Origin of the sequence: Lactococcus cremoris subsp. cremoris NBRC 100676 (genome assembly GCF_001591705.1) — a bacterium.
GTDB classification, from domain to species: Bacteria; Bacillota; Bacilli; order Lactobacillales; family Streptococcaceae; genus Lactococcus; species Lactococcus cremoris.
The window spans coordinates 1-24,651 of the sequence record NZ_BCVK01000041.1; the positions used below are offsets into that span (position 1 = coordinate 1).

Below are 24,651 nucleotides of genomic sequence, written 5' to 3' on the forward strand. Positions count from 1 at the left end.
ATATTACGGCTCTTTTTTAGAAGGTTGGATAATTTTTCATCACTTGACCTTCCGAAACTCCCAAACATTTCATAAAGGGGAGAATATAATCAATGTCTTCAATATTTTTCTTTTTCATCAATGAAATTCGACTAATGCCTTGACTCACTTCAACGGTTACTTTATGGTCGTCATTGATGAAAAGATGAATACTATCGCAGGCTCCCTTATGGATACTTACGCCAAGAATTTTTCCGTCATGTACTTCACAAGTTTGAGCTCCTTGTAAGTAACTGTCCACAACTAATTTCATGACCTTAGTTTCAATTTTATGAGTTTTCGCGATTTGCTGATTGTCAGTTTGTTCTTGTTGGGCTATTTCCATGTTCATGTTTTTCATGGTTTGGCTCCTTTCCATTTCTTAGTTCTATTTTACCAAGTTTTTTATTAGAAAAAAATGATATGAAAATAAAATTTATTTAATACTTTGGTAAGAAGCTAACTTTTACTGACGGTCAACAAAAAAACTGACATAATCAGTCTTTTTGTATTTTATAAAGAAAATCAATGACCGCTTGGTTAAACTTTTCAATTTCTTCCAAATGTAAAATATGACCACAGCCTTCAAAAATTTGAAATTCAGAATCTGGATTTTTTTGTAGTTCACGCGCTGCTTGGGCATGAATAGCCGGAAAAATAGGGGATTGACCTCCTGAAAAAAATAAATGTGGCTTTTGTTCCTGAGTCAGTTGAGCTCGCCAGTCCTGTAAAATTACATTTTGCAATAAGGGACGAAACCGTTTAAAATCAAATGGTGTCATACCATGTCCTAAAGTGCGTTTAACTGTATCTGAAAGTTTTTTTTGAGTCAAGCGAGTTTTGGGGAAATCGTCAATAAAAGATGATAATTCTGTTAGTGTTTTCCCATATTGACCATTTAACCAGTCAGCTGATTTAAAAAAAGTTGGCGCTTGGTCTTCTGTGATTACTGCTCTTACATTTTCGTCAGTAAATAATTCTTCATAAGCCATAATTGTTGCCGCACCCATTGAATGTCCAATTAAGATGACGTTTTTTAGTTGCAAGTGGTCAATCAATTCTTTTAAATCCATGGCCAATCGATGTAAAGTCAAGCCATAATCAACTTTCTGTGAATCCCCATGTGAGCGATGATCATAAGTAATGACCCGGTATCCGGCATTTACGAAAGCCTCAATTTGTGCAAACCAAGTCACCTCACTTGATGAGTAACCCCCAATCAAAATAATAGGAGGATTCATTGAGCTTCCGTAATCATGAAAATTTATGTTTACTAAATCATTTGTGGTAAAAAAAGACATTTTTTTCCTCTCAAGTTTTTTCAATGCTTTCATTGTATCAAAAAATCTGCCAGGACTGGCAGATTCTGAACTCTTGAATTGCTGACAGACTCGTCAGTAATTCTCATTTTTTAATAATGGACTTATTTAAATTGAATTAACTCACATTATTCTTCCAACTGATTCCCATTTGAAGCAAAAACTTTTTTGAACCAATAAAATGATTTTTTTGGAATACGTTTAAGACTTTTAGGGTCAACATAAACAGCTCCATAGCGTTTATCAATATTTCCTGATGAAGCGGGAATATCAATTAAGCCCCAGCCAAGATAGCCCAGTACTTTGACTCCGTTAGTAAATATCGCTTTTTCCATAGCTTCCAGATGTCTTCGATGATAAGAAATTCTCAGGTCATCAGCAATTTCAGTTTTCCCATTCCAACTTTCTGACTGACCAATTCCATTTTCAATAGGAAAGACTGGTAAGCCAAATTCATTATATAATCTACTTATAATTCTTCTAAAGCCTTCTGGGTCAATGGACCAGTCCCATTGATTATGTTCAAGCAAGGGATTTAATTTCATCCCTTTAGTCAAATAAGAATTTGGCGCATCATTTTCAGACAATTGACTGGCATCTAATAAAACGGAACGGTAATATGAAAAAGAAATAAAATCAGAAATACCATTTCTTAAGATTTCATCATCTCCTTCTTGGAAATTCATATCAATTTCCTGATTTTTAACAAAAGTAATAACTTCATGTGAATAATGTCCAAAAGCGTAAACATCACAGAGATTCCGATTATAAAATTCATCAAATTTTCTGAGATATAAATTATCTTTAGGAGACGGACTGGCTGGATATATCTCTGTTGTCGCTAACATTCCACCAATTTTTCCTTCAAAATTCTGATGCAAAAATTGAACCAATTCACAATGAGCAAGCATCGTATGATGAAAAACAGTGTACATATCAGAGAGCGTTAGGTCTTTTTTCAAAACTCCTGAGTAATGCTCAAAGCCGTCAGCAAAATAAAGATTATGTTCATTGAAAACAATCCAATATTTTACTCTGTCAGCAAATCTTCTCATCATTTCTTGCCCAAACCGAACAAAAGCCTCTTTGACCTTTCGACTCAAAAAACCATCATACTTTTCAGCCAGATTTAATGGCATATCGAAATGATAGAGACAAATCATAGGTTCAATTCCGTGAGCAAGTAAATCATCAATTAATCGATTATAAAAAGCAATTCCTTCCTCATTAAATTCACCATCGCCGTCAGGTACAACACGTGACCAAGAAATCTGAAAGCGGTACATATTCATATTCATTTCTTTCATCAACTCAAGGTCTCGTGAATAGTCATGGTAATTATCATTAGTTACTTGCCAATCTTTAGCCCGACGCCCCGCAGTATCCACATCATAAACGGAAGGTCCTTTCCCCCCTTCATTCCAGGCTCCTTCGGTTTGCATTGATGAAGTTGAATTTCCCCAGAAAAAGTCTTTAGGCATTTTATCTTTCATTTATTTCTCCTTTTTATTTTATTAACTATAAATTTCTAAGTCTATTTCTAATAAAAAGAAATTCCGAAGAAAAAAGCTTCTTCGGAGTTTCTAAGCTCCTTATTAGTTTGACTAAGCAAGAGCTTCATCAGCGTCAGTTTTTGCTTCTTCTTCTAACAGCATTTTGTCATACTTTCTAGCAAATGGAAGATAAATCAAAATTGATTCTAAAAGTGCAATAACTTGTAGCACCGCATATTGCCAACCTCCGATTAAGAATCCAGAGATAATGGGTGGCGTAGTCCAAGGAGCAGCAACACCATTCATTGGCGGAACAATATGGAAATAAATTGCACTATAAACCGTTGCTGAAACCACAACTGGAACAAGGAAGAATGGTAGAGCAAGAACAGGATTCAATACAAGGGGCAAGCCAAATAAGAAAGGTTCATTGATATTAAATAAACCTGGGACTAACTCTACTTTACCAATTGATTTCATCTGTTCAGAACGAGCAAAGAAAATCGTAAAGATAATTAATCCAAAAGTAATTCCTGAACCTGAAAGATTAATAAAGTTATTATAAAATTCATTGGTCACAATATGAGCGCCATTAGCTAAACTTAGTTTGTGTGACTGATAAAGTGAAGCATTGGCAAAAGTATTTGGAATCAAGAAAGCAGAGGTAATAGCCCCCATAATAATCCCACCATGAACCCCAAAGAACCAGAAGAATGGAACTAAGAGTGAGATAATAATGATTCCGCCAAATGAGCCACCTAAGCCTTGTAGAGGAACTGATAACCAGTGGTAAATAAAGGTTACTGCATCAGTATGTCCAATTTTATCGAACAAAGCATAAATAACCGTAGCGGCGACGACAATTACTCCTGTTGGAATCATTGATGTAAATTGATTGGCAACATTTGAAGGAACTTGCTCAGGAAGGGTAATTTTCCAACCAGCTTTCATCATTGCCGAATAAGCCCAACCTGATAAAATACCGATAACGATGGCGGCTATCATTCCTTGACCATCATTCCAAGTTAAATTGAGCACTCCTGTCACTGGGTTATTCAAGAAAACTTGCATGGCATGAGGAAGCTTTTCAAAAGCAGCCGTTGCTTGGGCTCCCGTGAGATTTCCAATACCTGAAGCTTCTTTTCCAGTGGATAGAGCCGCCGTAATTGGATTTGCAATACTTAGAGATTGAACAATGAAAAATGCAGAAAGAGAAGTTAAACCACCTTGCAAAGCCACATCACCAAAACCTGCCTCTTTGACATAAGAATAACCAATCCCAACTGCTGCCCAGATGGCTAGAATACCAAACGAAACACTGAAAGCTTGTGTAAAAATAGCGGACCAGCCATTGTCTGATAACCATTTGGCAACAGGTGGAATTGGAATGTTCGCCAAAATTAAGAAAATTGACCCAACAATGATAAATGGCATCGCAAATAGCATCCCATTTTTCAAAGCCGTCATTGCTCGTGTATTCACGAATTTCATAATTGGCGGCAATACTTTATTATTTATGAAGCCGTTCATAAATAAACCTCCTTTAAGATGTGAGCCCGACTGTTCTGAAATGAGGAAAATTTTTGGTTCTGCACTTGTGCAGGTTTAAAATTTTATCTATCTACGCAGCAAGCTGCTACGCTGTCCATTCGCTCTAAGCGACTAAAGTCCGCAAGGCGAATCGCATTTTCACTCATTTCAAGGAGGGCGAACTCAATTGATTAAGATGTGAGAGGTGCTCGCTTAGAGACTATGGCAAATTTTATCATTTTTCATAAGTTTCTAGCACACCGAACTCAGTTAAATAAGATGAAGTAAAATGTCCTTTCAGACTTCTCTTTCACCAATTAAAATGTTTACAATACAATAATACCCCTTACAAAAATATTTGCAAGAGGTATTTTTATCTTTGTCACATGTTACAAGATTAGTTACGATTATCACTTTTTTCTATTGCTTGATGGGCCAAAATTTCAATAAAAGCAATGACAGGCAGTTGTGATGTCAAATTTTCAAGAGGGTCATAGGCAGAATATTCCGTTTGAAAGCCATAAGTCAGATTGATATTTGAAAGTTTGGATAATGTTGTTTCTGGATGATTAGTAATTGAAACAATCTTTGCGGAGGCTTCCTCTCTTAGTTTAACGACTCGTTCAATAATTTTATCAGTTTCACCAGAAGCTGATAAGACGATGCTTAAAACGTCTGGCGCCCCTTTTCCTTTGACGGCTTGATAAGGGTCAGAAATGGCGTAAGATTCCAGGCCAATGTTTGTAAAATAACGAGCTCCATATTCAGCTAAAGCGCCAGATGAACCCACTCCAATAAAGATAATATAGCGAGCTTCACGAATTAGTTTAACAGCTTCTTCAAGTTTTATCCCCGCTTCCTTAGAGGTTATTTTTCGTAAAAACAGATCGAGTTGCAATAAATTTTCATAATAATTAACTGGAATTTCTGATAATTGATTTTGATTTTTGAGATAATACTTTAATTCTACCCAACCTTCAAAGCCAAGTTTTCTAGTCATTCGCATGACTGTTGCAGTCGAAACATGAACTGCTTGTGCAAGTTGTCTGACTGACATTTTATCGATAGTTGATAAATTAGATAGGATGAAGTTGAAAGCCGCAGTTTCTAGTTCATTGAGCGTACGTACTTGCTCAGGTAAGAAATCAATCATTTTTACTGACCAAACCTTTCTATAAGTACTTCTGAGTTATTTTTGTAAGCCTGTCTTTTTAAAACGACTATGATTTACTGACAGAATTCTCTGATTCATTGATAAGTACTTTTTCAAAATAAAATAAGCTAGCTGACAAATTCGTCAACCAGCTTAGTTCACTTTTATACTTTAGCTATCAAAATATATTTACTGACAGCCAATCTTGTGGGTTTTATCTGATGAATATTCTAATTGTCATTTTTATTTTACAACAATATTAACCAATTTATTTGGAACAGCAATTACTTTGACAACATTTTTACCTTCAAGTGCCTCAGCAACGGCTTCGCGACCAATTTTCTCAAGTTCATCACGCCCTAAGTCTTTGGCAATTTTGATTTTTGCTTTCAATTTTCCATTGATTTGAACAACAATCTCAACTTCTGATTCAACTAATTTACTTTCGTCAAAAGTTGGCCAAGCGACATAAGAAATTCCAGCTTCATTCCCTAATTTTACCCAAAGTTCTTCGGCAATATGTGGTGCGAATGGTGCCAAAAGTTGAACAAATCCATTGGCATATTCCAAAGGTAAAATTTTCGCTTTATTTGTCGCATTGACAAAAATCATCAATTGGGAAATAGCTGTATTAAAATACATCAAGTCCAAACGCTCAGAGACATTTTTCACTGTTTCGTTATAAACTTTATCCAATTCTCCATTATTTTTGTCACTAATCTCTGAATTATCAATCATCCGAACGACACGATCAAGGAATTTACGAGCTCCTTCAAGTCCTTCTTCTGACCAAGGAATACTTGCATCAAGTGGTCCCATGAACATTTCATATACACGTAATGTATCAGCACCATAATGTTCCACAACATCATCAGGATTCACGACATTTTTAAGAGACTTAGACATTTTAGCTGGTGCTTGTTCAAGCTCTTCGCCCGTTTCCATATGGTAAAATCCACCATCTCGTTTTTCAACTTTGTCAGTTGCAACGAGTGCTCCACGATGGTCGCGGTAAGAAGTTCCCAAAATCATTCCTTGGTTAAAGAGTTTTTGAAAAGGTTCTTTAGTTGGCACCACTCCTAAGTCATAAAGTACTTTATGCCAGAAACGAGCGTAAAGCAAATGAAGAACCGCATGTTCAGCTCCTCCGACATAGATATCAACTGGCAACCATTCTTTGAGGAGCTCTGGATCAGCCAAGGCTTCAGTATTGTGTGGGTCGATATAACGGAGGTAATACCAACTTGAACCTGCCCATTGAGGCATTGTGTTCGTTTCACGACGACCTTTTACACCGTCTTCACGTGTAACTTCCAACCAATCTGTCAAATTAGCCAATGGTGACTCACCAGTTCCTGAAGGTTTGATGTCAGAAGTCACTGGTAAAACAAGTGGCAATTCATTTTCGGGTAGAGCAGTTGATGTTCCATCTTCCCAATGAATAATTGGAATTGGCTCACCCCAATAACGTTGACGGCTAAAGAGCCAGTCACGCAAACGGTAAGTGATTTTTTTCTTCCCGATTTTCTTTTCTTCCAAAAATTCAATGGCTTTTTCAATCGCTTGTGCTTTATCAAGACCATTCAAAAATTCTGAATTAATATGCGGACCATCTTCAGTATAAACGGCTTCTTCTACATTTCCACCCTCAACAACAGGCAAAATTTCAAGTCCATAAACTTTAGCAAATTCCCAGTCACGTTCATCATGAGCAGGTACAGCCATGACCGCACCATGTCCATAAGAGGCGAGAACATAATCTGCAACCCAAATTGGCATCTTCCGTCCATTAATTGGATTAATCGCATAAGCACCTGTAAAGGCGCCAGTTTTTTCCTTAGCGAGGTCTGTACGAGCCAAATCAGATTTGAGGCTGGCTTGACGACGATAATCAGCGACCGCTTGAACTTGCTCCGGCGTTGTAATTGCATCAACTAAATCATGTTCAGGGGCCAAAACAGCATAAGTCGCGCCAAAAAGAGTATCAGGACGAGTTGTAAAGACTTCAAATGATTTGTCCGTTCCCTCAACTTTGAAGGTAACGTCTGCCCCAACTGATTTACCAATCCAGTTTCGTTGCATTTCTTTGATTGACTCTGGCCAATCCACTTCTTCAAGGTCTTCAAGTAAACGTTCGGCGTAAGCTGTAATTTTAAGCATCCATTGACGCATTGGTTTACGAACAACTGGATAACCTCCACGTTCAGATGTACCATCTGGTAGCACTTCTTCGTTGGCAATGGCAGTTCCGAGCTCTTCAACCCAGTTTACTGCTACTTCTGCTTCATAAGCTAGTCCTTTCTCATAAAGTTTAGTGAAAATCCACTGTGTCCATTTGTAGAAGTTAGGGTCAGTCGTATTTACTTCACGTTCCCAATCATAACTGAAACCTAAGCTATTGATTTGACGTTTAAAGTTAGCAATATTTTCAGCTGTAAATTCCGCAGGGTCATTCCCTGTGTCCATAGCATATTGCTCAGCTGGTAAACCAAAAGCATCCCAGCCCATTGGATGAAGGACATTAAAGCCTTGAGCACGTTTGTAACGGCTCAAAATATCAGTTGCTGTATAACCTTCTGGGTGTCCCACGTGAAGTCCAGCTCCAGACGGATAAGGGAACATGTCTAGGGCGTAAAATTTTGGTTTTGTTTTATCTGTCCCAGTGCGGAAAGTTTGATTATCCGCCCAGAATTTTTGCCATTTGGCTTCAATTTCTTGATGATTGTATTCCATATTAAAGATTTGAGTTCAACAGTATCAAACTCAGTTCCTTTCTCATATATTCAATGTTTCAAACTGATTATTATAATAAATTGTAAGCAAGAGTTAGGTCACTTCCTGAAAGTTGCAAGCCATATTTTTGCTCATATTTTTTTATTTTATTAATCAGGGTATTTCGATGGACATAAAGTAATTTAGCAGCTTTTGTTTGATTAGCGCTTGCCTTATACATTGCCTTCACTAGTTTTTGATCCTCAGGATTTTCTAATAATTCTTTACGAATCTCATTTAAAATATTATTTTCCAAAAGATTTAAGATTTCTGATAAAATATACTCACTAAAAGTAGACTGATTTTCAAAAATTTTACTTTCTTCAGCATAAACTTCCGAGAGCCTATTTTTATCAACAAAGCGACCGACATAAGCGGTCACTTCTTCCCCCATATCTTGGGAAAGTGTTTGAAAAATATCAAAAAGTTCTGAAGTGGTGGGACTGTCACTTGAAAAAAATTCAATGACAATCTTTTGTTCTCTAAGACTCTTCACAAAATCAGGCAAAAGTAACTTTAAGGTGTTTTCCAATTCCTCAAAGTTATTTCCGGAAAATTGTAAAATGCGATAGCGGCCATTAGGAAGGTTGTCGATACTCAATTTTCTGTCAGCTGACTTGGGTCAACCTTCTCATAAATTTTTCTAATTTTTTCTAGTTCCATTTTTTAAAAAAGCGACCCCTGGTCGCTTGAAGTCTTATCGTAAATCCACTTTGAATTCTAATAAATACTAGTTAGGCTTAGCAGAATAATCGCTCATTTAGCTAAATTAATTTAAAACTAGTTTTAAATTTGTTCTGAAGGAAGATGTAATTCAAAGAGTGGAGACAATGGACGACGTTCATGAATGCGAATAATCGCATCAGCAAGTAAGTGAGCAATTGAAAGTTGCACAATTTTTTCACTTTGACGTTCTTCTGGCATTTCAATAGTATCCAAAACAACCAATTTTGTAATTGCTGAATTATTAATCCGATCAATCGCAGGTCCTGAAAGTACGGCATGAGTACATGAAGCATAAACTTCGGTTGCCCCAAGTTCTTTCAATGCGTTTGCTGCAAGGGTAATTGTTCCAGCTGTATCAATCATATCATCAATTAAGATACATTTTTTACCTTGAACGTCACCAATAATATTCATGATTTCAGCAACATTGGCCCGAGGACGGCGTTTATCAATAATAGCAAGCGGCGCTTTTAGGAAGTTTGCCAACTTACGTGCACGTCCGACACCACCATGGTCAGGTGAAACAACGACGATATCATCACCAGCAGAAACTAATTGACGACGGAAGTATTCAGCAATCAGTGGTGACCCCATAAGATGGTCAACTGGAATGTTGAAGAAACCTTGAATTTGTGGTGCGTGAAGGTCGAAAGTAATTAAACGGTCGGCACCAGCAATTTGAAGCATGTTTGCTACGAGTTTTGATGTGATTGGTTCACGGGCACGAGCTTTACGGTCTTGACGAGCATAACCGTAGTATGGCAAGACAATGTTAATTGATGCGGCAGAGGCACGACGAAGTGCATCCATCATAATCAAGAGTTCCATCAAGTTATCATTGACAGGGTCACTTGTTGATTGGAGGATAAACACATGATCACCGCGAACTGATTCGTCGATATGAACGACAGTTTCGCCATCTGAGTGGGCACCAACACTTACTTTTCCAAGCTCAATTCCAATTTCTTTAGCCACTTTTTGGGCTAATTCGTGGTTAGAAGAGAGCGAAAACAACTTCAAATTTGAATACGACATGAAGAGCCTTTCTTTAATTCCTAAAGAACACAGGAGTTCTATTTTATGTAGTTCTATTTTACATTAAATTCTCAATTTTTTCAAACGCTCATGGGCTTTATTTTCATGGAAACGTTGACAAGTAAAAAAGAATCTACTAAAGTCTGCAGATTCTTTTTAATTTCTCATCTTATTAAAACTTTATAATAATTCTTTGAAGAGTCCTCTAACGAAAAATTCTTCATCAAAATCTTGTAAATCATCAATTTTTTCACCCAAACCAATGAGTTTAACAGGAATTTTTAGACTTTGAACGATAGAGAGTACAATCCCACCTTTGGCTGAACCATCAAGTTTGGTCAAAGCAATCCCTGTAATCGGAGTAACGGCTGAAAATTCCTTAGCCTGTTGAATCGCATTTTGCCCCGTCGTTGCATCAAGTGCCAAAATTGTTTCGTGCGGTGCATCTGGAACTTCACGTTTAATGACTTTTCCGATTTTTTCCAATTCTTTCATCAGATTATCTTTATTTTGCAAACGACCAGCCGTATCTACAAGCAGAATATCATAATTTTCTGATTTAGCTTTTGCTAGAGCGTCAAAAACAACTGCTGCTGGGTCAGAACCAGCTGGTTTTGTAACTACTTCAACTTGTGAACGATTCCCCCATTCAACCAATTGGTCAATGGCTCCAGCACGGAATGTGTCCGCGGCGGCGAGAAGCACTTTTTTGCCCTCGGTTTTATAGCGAGCGGCCAATTTACCAATGGTTGTTGTTTTACCAACGCCATTAACCCCAACAAAAAGCAAAATGCTCAATCCTTCTGGTTGAATATCCAATTGTGTTGGTAATTTTTCACCATCAAACTTATCAACAATTTTTTCAATAATCAGCTGGCGCAAATCATCTGTCGATTTAGCATTGATTAACTTGGCTTCTTTACGCAATTCTTCGGTCACTTCCATCGCCAAATCAACGCCGACATCTGACATAATTAACGTTTCTTCAAGCTCTTCGAAAAATTCTTCATCTACTGTGCGGAAATTGGCAAAGAGTTCATTGAAACCATCAGAAAATGTCTTACGAGTTAAAGTTAATGATTGCTCGTATTTTTTCTCAGTTTCCTCACGTGATTGAGTGAAAATATTAGCCAAAGCATCAATGTCAATGACAATCTCTTCCTCATCTTCGTCAGTAACATTTTCCTTTGCAAGTGTTGAAACTTCTGAATTTACTTCTTTGTCAGTTATTTCTGCTGCTTTTTCATCAGTTACAGATAAAACAGTTTTTTCATCAGTAACGACTACATTTTCGCGCTCAGAACTAATCGTTTTCTCTTTAGAAACAGGTCCATCAGCAATTTCTTTTGAAACTTCTTCACTTTCAATGTCAATTACTTTACTGACAGATTCGTCAGTCACATTTTCTAGGTCAACTGGCTTTGGACTTACTTCAGTAAGTTCTGTAGTTTCTCTTATTTCTTCTTCATTCTTAGGCTCTTGAGTGTTCTCAACAACTTCTTTTTCACTGACAGGCTCGTCATGCTTAGTTTCTTCTTGTTTCTTCTTTCCGAAGAGACGGTCAAAAAGTCCCATATTTTCTCCTTAATATAAATATCATGCATAGATGATAAAGTTCATTTGTAAAATATAAATTTTAAATTAATTTTTTTCTTAAAAATCCGAGTCCTAAAAGTAGGATAGCAACTGCAGAAAAATCAATGATTTTTGAAATTAAAACAAAAGCTGTTGTCTTTACCCAGAAAGCTAACAAAATGACTGACAAAGCATGACAAACAAAAACTAGACCCATGAAAAGTGTTAAAATCATCATTTTTTTATGACTCTGTCCTTCATTCGTAAATTCTAATAGTGGTCGATTAAAAACAAGTGATAGTAAAAAAATTGTCCCAATTGCCGCTGTTAAAATGGGATGCCAAAGCTTGAAGGCAAGATTATTGCCATGAGTCAAATAAACGGTCAAAAGTGAAATTAAAAAACCAATTATTGCCACCAAAGAAACCGGATTAACTTCTTTTCTAACAATCAAAGACCAGACCATATGAATAACCGGAAAAGCAGTCGCGATTCCGAGTGCTAATGTGTCTGTGCTGCCCCAAGTTTTCAATAATAAGTAGGCAACAACAGGTAAAATTATTGAGAAAATTAAACTCGGCAAATATTTCTTTATTTGAACTTCATCTTTCATTTCAATTCCTTAAAGTACATATTTTTCAATCATATGGGCCACGGCATGTTGGTCATTTGTTAAATCAGAAATAATTCTAGCTTCTTCTTTAACAGCGGGCACAGCATTTGCCATTGCGACTCCATAACCCGCCCATGATATCATCGATAAATCATTGGCTTCATCGCCCATAGCCATTACATTTTCTGCCCCTAAATTCAACTGATTTGTCAATTGTGTCAAACCATAAGCTTTATTAATCCCTTTAGGCATAAATTCTAAAAGTTTAGCCTGCGTTTTAAAAATCTCAAATTCTTCAAAATAAGATTCTGGAATTTTGCTTAATTGAGCATCTAGCAACTCTTTATCCGTACAAGAAACGATTTTATTGTAAACAACATCTAGTGGAACTTGGTCAAAATCAACTTTAATGAAAGTCAGGAGTTTATTCAACGTATCATATTGAGAAACAACGTCACTTTTGGTCATATAAACCTTTTCTTCACTCAAAACATCACATGGAATTCCTAGTTTTGTAGTTAATTCTTTAATTTCAAGTATTTCATCATGAGTAAAACTTTTTTTAGATAAGATTTGTCCTGTATTTCTTTGAACCAGACCACCATTAAATGTAATAGAAAAGTCTTCAAAATCAAGCATTTCTAAGGTCTTAAGAAAAGGCTGAATCGCAATCAGAGGGCGGCCAGTTGTCAACACAACGTGGACCCCTTTTTGACGTGCCGCATCAATGGCCAGTCTATTTTCTTTTGAGATTTCTTTTGAAGAGTTAAGTAAAGTCCCGTCCAAATCGAGGGCAATCAGTTTAATTTCTTTATCCATTGCTTTATTATACCACACCGAGTCACTGAGGTTCAATAATGGTCACCAATTGTGAGGCAAGCTTTCTTTTCTTATTTTTAGATAATTCACAAAAATATTTGACAAATCAAAATCTTTTGATTACACTTAAAATAAGAAAACGAGGTCCAAAAATGACTAATACACAAGCTTCTATTAACTTGTTGTTGAAGGAGGGCTCACACTAGCTAATTTAGCTAAATGTGTGAGTCCTCTTTGGCGTTAGTCATTGACGAGGACGAAGAGACGTCCTCAGGACGTCTTTTTTTAATATTTTATTATCATTTTATTAGTCAATATAAAGAGAGACGTCTCTACTTATTGATTTAGAAAGCTAGGAATTATCGTTGGAAACTAATCAATCCTTAAAGAAAAAAATGGCGGCACGCCATATTACAATGATTGCCCTTGGTGGGGCAATTGGTGCCGGTCTTTTTAAAGGAAGCTCATCAGCCATTGTTGCCGCTGGTCCCTCTGTTTTAATCGCTTATTTTATCGGTGGTATCGTTCTTTATTTTGTGATGAAGAGTTTAGAAAAACTCGTGCTCAGTTCAAAAAATCCCCATGGTCTATCTGGACTTGTTCAGCCTTATTTGGGTAATCATACAGCTGATTTTACAGACTGGGTTTATTGGTCAATGTGGATGATAAATATCATTGCCGAAGCCGTTGCTGCTGCTAGCTTTTTGCAGCTTTGGTTTGCTAATATTCCTACTTGGGTCTTTGTTTTAATCATTGCTCTCTTAACTTCTCTTATTAATTTATTTTCAGTTGCCCTTTTTGCCGAAACAGAGTATTGGTTGGCTTTTATCAAAATAAGTGTTGTTATTTTATTGATTATCTTTGGGGTTTATCTTGTGGCTAAGCAAGTATTCAATAATGATTTAATTACTACATTCTCCGGAATGACTAATCATGGTGGCTTTGCCCCACATGGTCTAAAAGGAGTCATTAATTCCTTACTGATTGTTATTTACTCTTATGGTGGTTCTGAGCTAATTGCTATTACTGTCAGTGAAACTCAAGATCCGAAAAGAGCAATTCCTAAAGCCATTCGCGGTGTAATTGGTCGTATTATCTCTTTTTATATTATTCCTATGTTTTTACTTCTTGTCATTTATAATTGGCAAACTTTGGCTGTTTCTTCAATAAGTCCTTTTGTCATGGTCTTTAATAAAATGCATATTCCTTTTGCCGGAGATATTGTCAATCTGATTATCATTCTAGCTCTTTTCTCCTCAATTAATTCTGGAATTTATGCTTCGTCTCGCCTTCTTTTTTTCCGTTTGAAAAATCGTCAAGGAAAAATGGCCCAAACAATGTCTCATTTAAATAAACACCATGTTCCTCAAAGAGCTGTCCTTTTTTGTTCGGGTACACTATATATCGGAGTTGTTCTTTCTTATTTTGTTGGTGACCGTTTATTTAATTACCTAGCTGGTTCACTTTCCTACACTGTTTTGGCCGTTTGGTTCTTAATTAGTCTCGCTGGATTTGGTCTCTCCCTTAAAACAAAATCACTTTCTGGGAAAACGATGAGTCTCCTTGCCCTAATTGCTCTCTTCTTCATTCTCATTGGTATTCTATTTACTAACCCAATCGGAGTGACTGTTTTCACTGCAATTCTTTATATCATCATCTTCATCAGTTATCGAAAAAAGAATGACGCCGTCAGTGAATTAAACTAATCAAAAAAAGCTTGATTTTTCATCAAGCTTTTTATTTTTGCTGACAATACTATTTGCTCTTATTTTTTTGCTCAAAAGATTTTTGAACAAAATAACCTGAAAGCCAAATAGCAAATAAAATCCCTAACACCCCCAAAAGCATCGCTGCAACTTCTGCCATCAGTAATTTTGAGTTAAAAATATCGGCCAAACGATAATTTAAACGTACAAACCAGAGAATTAAACCAACTGTCGCTCCCAAAACTCCAAAAAATAGCGTATTGACTGCTGTTCCCAAAATTTGTTGAGAAATGATTTCCCTTTGACTTTTAAATTGCTCAAGACTCATGGACTCATCTTGCTCAACAACTTCTGAAAGGCTGGCAGCTAAAGCCATGGCTGATTCAGCAACCGCACCAAGCATGGAAATAACCATGACCACAATTGCGACATTTGAAAAATTAAGACCCACATTTAATGACAGATTTTCTAATTCATCAACATCTTCTGTTGCAAATCCTTGAAATTGACCAAAATGTTGAATGATTAAAGCCAGAATAAGCAATGATAAGACAACAATGATACTCGTTTTAAAGGTAATTAATGTGACTTCACTTTCATCAGCAGACATAAATATGGCGATTGCCAAAATAATTACTGACAGGATAACCAGAACGACTACCGCATTAAAGCCCCATGAAATTAAGGTAATCAGAACAAAAATCGCAATAAAATTGAAAGCTAAACCGATAAGATTACGTAAGCCATCTTTTTTGGCAACTAAAATCATCAAGACAATTAATAAAATCAAGAGGATAAGGAGTGCATTCATAGTGAAATCCCCTTTCCTTGATGACTTCTAGCCAGAGCAAAACTTGTGAAAACAGCGGTAATTGGAACAGCCAGTACAATCCCAATGGCCGAAATGATTGTTTGCAATAATCCAAGATTAAGGCCAACCGTCGCAATATAAGACCAAGAATTGCCATCTCTCAATAATAAGAGGGTCATTGGTAAAGTTTCCGCCATAAAAATCATGAACAAAACATTTGTCAAAGTTCCAATAAGCTCTTGACCAATTGAAATTCCCGATTTAATATAATCTTTGCTAGTCATATTTATTTTGTTTAATTTATTTTGTCTATCCAAACCAAAAAGACCTGCAACAATATCACCTGTTCCGTCCATGATTGCTCCCAAAACCGAAATCATTGTGCCAACAAAGAAAAATTCTGATGGATTTTGGGTCACATAATCTAAATATTCAAAGTGAATGCCAGAATTTCCTGTCATCTTTAAAACGAATAAAACAATCGAAAATGTTAGAGCCGTTGTTAAGACTGTGGTAATAAATGTATAAAGCATCTGCCTTGTTGGCCCTAAGACAAACAAGAGCGATGAAGCCGCAAAAATTACTGACAGAAGTCCAAAAAGTAAAATAACCGGTGGATTAAATTCAACATTGAAGGCGATAACAATGACAAAGTATAATAGATTTAAAATCAAGGATAAAAGCAGAAAAAGCGAAGCCTTAAAGCGTTCAAAACTGATTAGAAAACCAATAAATAAAACGACAAGAGCAATAATTAATGCATCTCTTTTTAAGGTTACAATCTGATAATTTCCCGAAATTTTCTTTAAAATCACTTGCTGACCGACTCGATATATCTGTCCAGTTGTCTGCGATAAGGTTGTCGTATTCTCTAATTTCAGGCTTTTAGGTTCTGAATCCTTTGCATTGAGGACTTTTATCGATAATTCTTGTGTTATTTGGCGGTCTTTATTTTGGAAATCATCACTAACTTCATGATTGCTTAGCGTTTTAGCAACACTTATTTTCCCAACTGGTGCCTTATACAATAATTGGTCATGACTAACGAGAAAAAATGCGACAAGAGCAAATATAATGGGCAGTAGCATTTTTTTGAATATCCATTTTATATTCATAAGTTTCCTTTTACAAAACCAAAAATAATTATTTTTAGTTATTATTTTTTAAAATGACAAATCAAAAGACGACAAAGCTGCCGTCTTTTTTATTAGGCTTTTAAATCACTGACCTTATCAGAATGTTCTATCGTATCATGCAAAGTTGCTAAAGCTTCTTTAGACTTTCCAAAAGTGAAGAATTGATAACGTTTGCCAGCATAAGAAAATCCAAAACCAAATTTAGTTGTTTTTACGGCTGTAATATATTTTAAATCAATTGTTTTCATTCGCACACGCGGAAAAGTTGTAAAATGAAGCTCATCATCAGCAATGAAGAAACGATGTGGCCAAATCAAAGTGATAAAGATAATATATGAAGCAATTGCCAAAATAGTCAAAAACCAGTTGCCCTCTTTATTAAATTCATAAAAAAGTGTCCGCTCGAAGCTTAAAATAATGATGCCCCAAAGCAAAACCAATCGATGATTAAGTGACACTGGAAGAAAATATCCTGTTTTCATTGGTTCCTCTCTTAATATAAAATGCTGATAACTTTGGAAAGTTGAATAGGTCATTCTAAAGATTTCCGTCAGCAATTTATTTATTTAATTTTTATTAATCTTTCACTTTTGGTGAATCTTGTCATCTTTGGACTTCTGGAATATCAACTGAATAATCTGGTAAAGTTGATTTCCCTTGATTTTGGCTCAGCAAGCTATTTGATCTAGCTGCTAAGTCTTCGTTTTCCTTCTTCAGTTTCTTCTCAGTTGCTTTGACCGTGTAGTTGTAATCTTTAGGGTCAACAGCCTTGAAGCCTTCCGGCGTGTAGAATCTGAGGAGATTTTGATTATTTAATTTATCAGATGCTTTCAAGAGATCAGAAACTTTTTGCTTGGTTTCTTTGACATATTGTTCTTGTTGAGCATTAAGTTTCTCAATCTGCAAGCCTGTTTGGGTGTCATAAAAACTTCCATTCAAACTTGGCTGCGTAATTGTTGGTGTAACAAATCCACCATTTCGCAGAGCCACAAAGTCTTGTCGGCCAGAAGCAAACATATCTTGACCAAATTGAACATATTTCTTCGTATCAATTCCAAGTAAATGTTCTAGCGTTGGCATGACATCAAGTTGACCAACATAGGTATTGATGATATGGCCACTGGTTTGTCCAGGAATATCTACCATAAATGGTGTTCGTTGTAACATCGTAGTGTCATAACTATTAAGCGTATCTCCGTTATAACCAACATAAGGAGCAAAAGCCTTATTATCACTACCAGAAATTCCGTAGTGGTCACCATATAATACAATGATTGATTTATCGTAAAGACCTGATTGTTTCAAATAATCATAGAACTGTTGAACCGCTTGGTCCAAATAATGAGCTGTTTCAAAGTAACCGTCAACTAACTTGTTTCCTGAATCAACAGTTGCGAAGTTTGGATCTTTATCTTCATCGTCCATTGTATAAGTTAAATGGTTGGTAACTGTTAAATATTTAACATAAAATGGCTGTTGCATTTGTTCAAGCAATGGTACTGAATCACGGAAGAGTAATTTATCTTTGATTCCCCAAGGACTCATGTTTGATGCGGAATTATCAAAGAAACTTTGGTCAAAGAAATTTTGATAGCCCATTTGTTTATATGTATTCAATCGATTATAGAAAGCACCAACATTTCCGTGAACTACGGCCGAGCTATAGCCATCGGTTTGATTCAAAATTGCTGGCATTGCTTGGAATGTTTGTGTTGAACCATATTTTGCAAAAAGTGAGCCAGCAGGCAAACCAAATGTTGAAGTTTCCAATAAGTTTTCGGCATCAGATGTTTTTCCTTGTCCAACCTGATTAAAGAAATTACTAAATGAATAAGTAGAATTTGAATGATAGATTGAATTTAAGAATGGAGTCACAACATGCTCTTTACCGTCTGTCCCTTTGATTTTCAAATCAATCAAAGCTTGTTGGAAAGATTCTAAGTGAATTTCAATGACATTACGGTTTTTAGCAATCCCATACATTTTCATATTTGGCGCCAAATAACGATTTGAAGCAATGTATTTTTGAATTTCTTGCAAACTTTCTTTGCTAGCATCTTTACGTTGCGTATTTGCCAAATGAGTATAGTAACTGTCAGTTAGCATCCATGGGCCTAAGCCAAGATAACGTACAATATATGTTTTATCTGATTGAGCTTTGCGCAAAATTAACTGATGCTTATTAAAATCGCCGAACCAAAAGTTCAAACCAAATAAAGCCAAGCCCATTGAAAGATAGGTAAATGCTCTTTTGGCACCAACTGGACGTTGATCAAATTTGATTTTTTTAGCAATCAATAACACGATAATCACGACAAGGTCAATCCAATAAACCCAGTCCATCAAATGAACAGGAACTGAACCAAAGTCAAAACCATGCTGGAACATTCCAGCTCCACCCGTCATCGTATCAATCGTGATAAAATCGGTAAATTCTCGATAATAGAGAATATTGAGGTAGAGCAAGAAATTTGCTGCAATGGTCAAGACTAACGTTGCTAGATAAGATAGCGACGTCCTTCTAATAAAGAGTAATACAGCAAAGCAAATCGCTGTAAAGCCAATCGGATTAATAATCATCAGCACTAATTCTGCTGGACCAACTCCCCGAAGATTAAAAACTCCGAAGTAGGCAATCATCGATTTAACCCATACAAAAAATACAATAAAACTAAGCAAACCAACACGTGTGTTGAAAGCAGATAGTAATTTTATCAATTTATTATCCCCAGAAAATATACTCATTCTTCCTTAATTTAAAGAAAAACTGCAGTCAATTCATTAATAATTAACTTATTAATAAATACGAAAAACGCCAGATTTCATCAACTTTGAAATTAATGAAATTTTTTAAATTCATGTTTTTATTGCTTAAATTATACGACTTTCCTTGTTTTTAGGCAAATCATATACCAAACCATAAATTAGGCAGTCCTTCAAAAATCAATCTATAGTGTAGCATTTATAAATTAAAACTATCTTAAATTTCAATTTACTGCTGAATCAAGCTTAACTGAAATCATCTTAGAAACCCCAGCGTCAGCCATTGTAACCCCATACATCGAACCAGCTGTTGCCATTGTTCCTCGACGATGTGTTACAACGATAAATTGATTACTATTGTCAAAGTGATTCATATAATCACCAAAACGTTTAACATTAGCTTCGTCAAGCGCAGCTTCAACTTCATCAAGAACCACAAAAGGTACTGTGCGTACTCTTAATATCGCAAAAATCAAGGCTAAAGCTGTCAGTGCTTTTTCGCCACCACTCATCAAATTCAAACTAGATAATTTTTTACCAGGAGGCTGAACCTTGATTTCAACGCCAGCTTCAAGAAGATTATCACTTGTTAATTCCAAATCTGCCATTCCCCCTGCAAACATTTGGGCGAAGGTCGTTTTGAAACTCTCACGAATGGCATCAAAGCTTGTTTTGAAACGAATTTTAACTTCATCATTCATATCATCAATTGTATTCAATAGCAGATTTTTAGCTTCTAACAAATCATCTTTTTGACTTGATAGGAAACTAAAGCGTTCATTCACTTCATCATATTGAACGATAGCATCTAAATTAATCGGACCTAATGCCTTAATTTGACGCTCTAACTCTTTAAGTTTTTGCTCTGCTGCTGCTAAATCTTCCAATTTTTCAACTGTAGCTTGCGCTACTTCAAAACTCATTTGGTGTTCACTATTTAAAGTTTCTTGAAGAGTCATTAATTGACCTTCAATTTGCTCCAATTGCATTTCGTAACGCGTTTTTTTCGTGTTAAGTTCCTGCGTTTGTTGAATAAAGTCTTGATTATGCTGTTCTAAATCTTCCATTTGAGCAGCTAAGTCCTCACGCTCGAATTTTAGACTGACCATTCGGACATTAATCTGACTCAATCGTTCTTCGACTTCTGTCAGTTGTTTTGAGAAATTATTTCTCTCTGTTTCGTCGAATTGGACAGGATTTAAAAGTGCTGTCAGCTGATTTTTTTCTTCTGATAATGCTGACAAGTCAGCCAATAAACGTTTTTCATCAGCTTTGATGAACTTCAATTCACTGGCAACTTCTGATTGTCGAAGTTGGGCATGATTCAAAGCCTTTGTTTTTTCTGACAGTAAGTTTTTGTGAGTCTGACTATTTGTTTTAACTTCTTCAAGTTGCTTTTCAATTTCCCCTTTTTGTTGGGTAATTTTTGTAAGAAGCTCTGATTTATTTTCATTTTGTCGAGTCAGCTCAAGCAGATTACTTGTTGATTCTTGAGTAGCTGACAGATCTGTCAGCTGTTCTAAAGTACTCTTTTGTTCTACTAATTGTTCGATTTTTAGATTTAAAGATTGCTCAACAAAACGTTTTTCTTCGCCTTGACTTTTCAAAATTTCAACTTCTTTTAATAAGTCTTGACGTGTTTTTTGGGCCTTTTGAACTGCTTGTTCTGCTCTTTTTAATTTTTGTTCAGATGAAACGATTTGTTTTTCTAAATTAGCAATTTCAACAGAAGTAAAGGTCGTAGAATTACGTTTTCCAGCTCCTCCCGCATAAGAACCGCCGGGATTTATTTGTGTGCCATCAAGCGTGACAATCCGCACCTTATAATTCATCATACGCGCAATAGCAGTGGCATTTTCTGCCATATCCACAATCACTGTTGTTCCCAAAAGTGAGCTCATTGCCTTGTGCAATCTCTCTTCAAAATGGACAAGATTAATAGCCAAATCAACAAAACCTGTCATATTCTGAATACGGTTTAATCCATTAAATTCTCGACCTTTAATAGTTGTCAGAGGAAGAAATGTTGCTCGTCCTAAACGTTTTTCACGTAAGAAGGCAATCGCCCGCTTTGCCGCATTTTCATCTTCTGTAACGACATTTTGACTCCCACCACCTAAAGCAATATCAATGGCCGTTGTATATTTAGGGTCAAAGGTCAATAAATCAGAGACCACCCCAATCAATCCGCCAATTTCAGATGCATTTTGCATGACCGCGCGAACTCCAGCAAAAAGATTACTATGGCTGTCACGAATATTTTGCAAAGAGGCCAAACGAGCTTTATGTTGATTGAGTTCTTGCAGATAATCATACATTTCATTTTGTGCTAAACGCTCTAATTCTGCTTGTTTCTTCTCTGCTTGATTTTGCTTTTCAAATTCTGCTAACAAGTGGATGATTTCGGCTTGTACAGCTGTCAATTTTTCTTGTGTTTCAAATAAATCTTTACTTATTTTTTCAAATTTAGTCAAGTTTTCTCTGACAGATTCATCCTGCTCGGATTGGCGACGACTCAAATCAGCTATTTCTGCTTTATTTCTTACAATTTCATTAGAGATTTGAGCTTCTTTTTCAACCAATTGGACAAATTCATCACGCAAACGCTCCATGATTACTTCTGGTGATTCAGAAAGGGTCGCTAAATCCGCTGACAAATCTGTCAGTAATTTATCTAATTCATTTTTTTCTGTCAGTAAAATTTCTGATTTTTCCTGAATCTCTGACAAATCTTGTTCCACTGTCAGCAAACGGCTTTTTAAATTTTCAAGTCGTTCTTCACGTTCAGCAGCTGATTTCTCTGATGAATCTTTTTGAACATCAAAGAGTTCGATTTTTCTTGTTAAATCTGATTTTAAATTTGAAAAATTAAGCTGGTCCGTTTGTAATTTTTCTTGTTCAGCTTCGACCTTTTGACGCTCTCTGCGCAACTGACCGACTTGTTCATCATATTCTTTTTTACGAGCTGACAATTGCTTTAATTCAGTGACCACTTCTGCTAAATCAAGTTCAGTTTGGTCATATCGAGCTTTTTTAGTTTCCAATTGTCCAACTAAAACCGCTAGGGATAAGTCAGAACGCACTGCTTCTAACTCTTGAAAACGAAGTGCCACATCACGTTGCGATTGTATGGGAACCAGCTGACTATTCAGCTCAAAAATAATATCTTCTAAACGATCAAGATTGTCCTGTGTTGAATTTAATTTAGATTCCGTTTCATTTCGGCGATTTTTGTATTTTAAAACACCTGCCGCTTCTTCAAAAATGGCCCGTCTTTCTTCTGGTTTTGAATTAAAAACCGATTCAATTCGGCCTTGAGAAATAATTGATAAAGAATCACGTCCTAAACCAGTATCTGTAAATAAGTCATGAATATCGCGTAAGCGACATTTTCGACCATTCATCAAAAACTCCGAGTCTCCATTGCGATATAAACGTCTTGTTATCACAACCTCTTCTTGCTCATCTTGCCCTTGTAAATAATGGTCAGAATTATCAAAATGGGCAATGACCTCAGCATAATTTAGTGCTTTTCTTTTCTCTGTTCCAGCAAAAATAACATCAGGCATTTTCCCACCACGAAGCGCCTTAGCAGACTGTTCGCCTAAAACCCAACGTAAAGCTTCAACAATATTTGATTTTCCAGAACCATTGGGACCAACAACCGCGGTTATCCCTTTATCAAATTCAACTTTAGTCTTATCGGCAAAGGATTTAAAGCCGACAATTTCCATTTTTTTAAGATACATGGTTTTGCCCTTTTATTGCATTTTCTGCAGCTTTTTGTTCTGCCACTTTTTTGGATTTTCCTAGACCACGACCCAATTCTTTGCCATTGTTATAAACCGCCGCAACAAATGAGCGATCATGGGCAGGTCCTTCTTCTTTCAAGATGTTATAGGTAATTGTGGTTTCACCACCGACTTGTAGAACTTCTTGTAATTCTGTTTTATAGTCAATCACTTTAACATAATCATCATTTTTAACATGGGGAATCACGACATGTTGAATAAACTTACGAACTTCATCCATCCCTTGGTCAATAAAAAGGGCACCCAAAAACGCTTCAAAAAGGTTTTCTAGTGTTGTCTCTCGGTCACGGCCACCCATTTTTTCTTCCCCATGACCTAATCGTAAGAACTCCCCAAATCCACAAGAACGTGAAAAGTTAGCCAACGACTCTGTCCGAACAATACTTGAACGCATTTTCGAAAGCTCCCCCTCAAGTTTTTCCGGATAAGTTCGGTAAAGGTAATCTGAAATCACCAAAGATAAGGCGACGTCTCCCAAAAATTCCAAACGTTCATTGTTTGCAATCTTTGGGAGCCGTTCTTCATTCGTAAATGAAGAATGTGTAAAAGCTGTTTTTAACAAGTCTTCATCATTGAAGACTAATCCATAATCATTTTTTAATTTTTCTTGAAGCTTGAGCATAAAAATCTCCTTCACTTAAAACTTCTATTCATTTATAGTTTTATCCCTTATTATACCAAAAAAAACTTTTTTTGTATGACTTTCCTTGTGGAATGGCACTTTTGGTGCTTAAAGAAATCAAAAAAACATTAAACATGAGCTATTTTCGCATTGTTTGATGTTTTTATTTTTTCTATTTTCAAAAACTATTTTCACGATGTATATTTAGATTTTTCGTTTCTAAGGGTAAATTTATCAAAGGTTTCCCCCAACTATAATTACTCTGGGCAAGGTTTCCCATCTTATCACGGTGCCACTTATTACCCGCAGCGTCCGTAAACCAAATCTTACCTTCAATAAAAGAATACTTATCCACAGGTAATGTCTGATTGTAGGCAAGGCGCCAGCGTCCTGGTGGAATAACGTAAATTCCCATCGTGTGTCTACTATCTGCAAAATCATCATGTGAGAGAATCACATTATAAATCGGGCTGTGCGAGGCATTGTTAATAATGAAGTCTGTCTGACTCCCCTCATCCTTGCTCCCATGCAGAATGTGAGTTTCAGGCTTGCCCACTTCATAAGTATGCACCCATGTTGATATTTCTTGGGCTTGCTTACTCCTTTCCTCATTTTCTGAAAGGGAAATCAATTGGCGTTGCATTTCAATTTGCTCATTTGCAATTTTTGTTTGACGCCACAAAATCAGTGTCTGCCCCGTCACAGCCAAGGCCGAAATAATTGTCGCTAATACAATCAAACCCGAATT

General features: G+C 36.2%; 18 protein-coding genes and 1 pseudogene. 1 reads left to right on the top strand and 18 read right to left on the bottom strand.

The annotated features are described in order from the left end of the window. Positions 1 to 16: 16 nt before the first annotated feature. From LLA01S_RS08105 to LLA01S_RS08155, 11 genes and pseudogenes are all read right to left on the bottom strand, one after another. Positions 17 to 379, bottom strand: a complete 363-nt coding sequence (locus LLA01S_RS08105; protein ID WP_011675954.1) for a hypothetical protein — start codon at positions 377 to 379, stop codon at positions 17 to 19. A 136-nt stretch (positions 380 to 515) separates the two neighbouring features. Continuing rightward, positions 516 to 1,319, bottom strand: coding sequence for an alpha/beta fold hydrolase (locus LLA01S_RS08110; protein WP_011675953.1), 804 nt, complete (start codon positions 1,317 to 1,319; stop codon positions 516 to 518). Positions 1,320 to 1,465: 146 nt separating this feature from the next. After that, entirely contained in the window at positions 1,466 to 2,830 is a 1,365-nt protein-coding gene (locus LLA01S_RS08115) for a glycoside hydrolase family 1 protein (RefSeq protein ID WP_061778120.1), read from the bottom strand. Between the two features lie 111 nt (positions 2,831 to 2,941). Then, positions 2,942 to 4,360 carry a PTS sugar transporter subunit IIC gene (locus LLA01S_RS08120; protein ID WP_061778121.1) on the bottom strand — a complete coding sequence of 473 codons (1,419 nt, stop codon included), beginning with the start codon at positions 4,358 to 4,360 and terminating at the stop codon, positions 2,942 to 2,944. A 397-nt stretch (positions 4,361 to 4,757) separates the two neighbouring features. After that, positions 4,758 to 5,513 (bottom strand): MurR/RpiR family transcriptional regulator, encoded by a 756-nt coding sequence (locus LLA01S_RS08125; protein ID WP_011675951.1) that lies wholly within the window; start codon positions 5,511 to 5,513, stop codon positions 4,758 to 4,760. A 243-nt stretch (positions 5,514 to 5,756) separates the two neighbouring features. After that, positions 5,757 to 8,246 carry a leucine--tRNA ligase gene (gene leuS / locus LLA01S_RS08130; RefSeq protein ID WP_011675950.1) on the bottom strand — a complete coding sequence of 830 codons (2,490 nt, stop codon included), beginning with the start codon at positions 8,244 to 8,246 and terminating at the stop codon, positions 5,757 to 5,759. A 70-nt stretch (positions 8,247 to 8,316) separates the two neighbouring features. After that, positions 8,317 to 8,948: pseudogene (locus LLA01S_RS08135) on the bottom strand (helix-turn-helix domain-containing protein). A gap of 123 nt (positions 8,949 to 9,071) precedes the next feature. Continuing rightward, positions 9,072 to 10,046: a ribose-phosphate diphosphokinase gene (locus LLA01S_RS08140; protein ID WP_014572881.1), complete on the bottom strand. Its 975-nt coding sequence runs from the start codon at positions 10,044 to 10,046 to the stop codon at positions 9,072 to 9,074. A gap of 180 nt (positions 10,047 to 10,226) precedes the next feature. After that, entirely contained in the window at positions 10,227 to 11,621 is a 1,395-nt protein-coding gene (ftsY, locus tag LLA01S_RS08145) for a signal recognition particle-docking protein FtsY (protein WP_061778122.1), read from the bottom strand. A gap of 61 nt (positions 11,622 to 11,682) precedes the next feature. Beyond that, positions 11,683 to 12,234 (bottom strand): DUF3159 domain-containing protein, encoded by a 552-nt coding sequence (locus LLA01S_RS08150; RefSeq protein WP_061778123.1) that lies wholly within the window; start codon positions 12,232 to 12,234, stop codon positions 11,683 to 11,685. Positions 12,235 to 12,243: 9 nt separating this feature from the next. Then, complete coding sequence (locus tag LLA01S_RS08155; RefSeq protein ID WP_032949808.1) at positions 12,244 to 13,053, bottom strand: Cof-type HAD-IIB family hydrolase; 810 nt, start codon at positions 13,051 to 13,053, stop codon at positions 12,244 to 12,246. A gap of 365 nt (positions 13,054 to 13,418) precedes the next feature. Here LLA01S_RS08155 and LLA01S_RS08160 point away from each other — a divergent pair, with 365 nt between their 5' ends. Next, entirely contained in the window at positions 13,419 to 14,759 is a 1,341-nt protein-coding gene (locus tag LLA01S_RS08160) for an amino acid permease (protein WP_014572884.1), read from the top strand. A gap of 49 nt (positions 14,760 to 14,808) precedes the next feature. Here the strand turns inward: LLA01S_RS08160 and LLA01S_RS08165 are convergent, their stop codons facing one another. From LLA01S_RS08165 to LLA01S_RS12550, 7 genes are all read right to left on the bottom strand, one after another. Then, positions 14,809 to 15,570, bottom strand: a complete 762-nt coding sequence (locus tag LLA01S_RS08165; RefSeq protein WP_032949803.1) for a YibE/F family protein — start codon at positions 15,568 to 15,570, stop codon at positions 14,809 to 14,811. Then, positions 15,567 to 16,685 (bottom strand): YibE/F family protein, encoded by a 1,119-nt coding sequence (locus tag LLA01S_RS08170; RefSeq protein WP_031286471.1) that lies wholly within the window; start codon positions 16,683 to 16,685, stop codon positions 15,567 to 15,569. The genes LLA01S_RS08165 and LLA01S_RS08170 overlap by 4 nt, the downstream gene beginning before the upstream one ends. 92 nt (positions 16,686 to 16,777) lie before the next feature. Then, positions 16,778 to 17,188 (bottom strand): EbsA family protein, encoded by a 411-nt coding sequence (locus LLA01S_RS08175; RefSeq protein ID WP_011675941.1) that lies wholly within the window; start codon positions 17,186 to 17,188, stop codon positions 16,778 to 16,780. Positions 17,189 to 17,309: 121 nt separating this feature from the next. Further along, on the bottom strand, positions 17,310 to 19,451 hold the full coding sequence (locus LLA01S_RS08180; RefSeq protein ID WP_061778124.1) for an LTA synthase family protein: 2,142 nt from the start codon (positions 19,449 to 19,451) through the stop codon (positions 17,310 to 17,312). A 242-nt stretch (positions 19,452 to 19,693) separates the two neighbouring features. Then, entirely contained in the window at positions 19,694 to 23,218 is a 3,525-nt protein-coding gene (smc, locus tag LLA01S_RS08185; protein WP_061778125.1) for a chromosome segregation protein SMC, read from the bottom strand. After that, complete coding sequence (gene rnc / locus LLA01S_RS08190) at positions 23,208 to 23,903, bottom strand: ribonuclease III (protein ID WP_011675938.1); 696 nt, start codon at positions 23,901 to 23,903, stop codon at positions 23,208 to 23,210. The genes smc and rnc overlap by 11 nt, the downstream gene beginning before the upstream one ends. A gap of 178 nt (positions 23,904 to 24,081) precedes the next feature. After that, positions 24,082 to 24,642: a hypothetical protein gene (locus tag LLA01S_RS12550; protein ID WP_061778126.1), complete on the bottom strand. Its 561-nt coding sequence runs from the start codon at positions 24,640 to 24,642 to the stop codon at positions 24,082 to 24,084. Between the last annotated feature and the right edge of the window lie 9 nt (positions 24,643 to 24,651).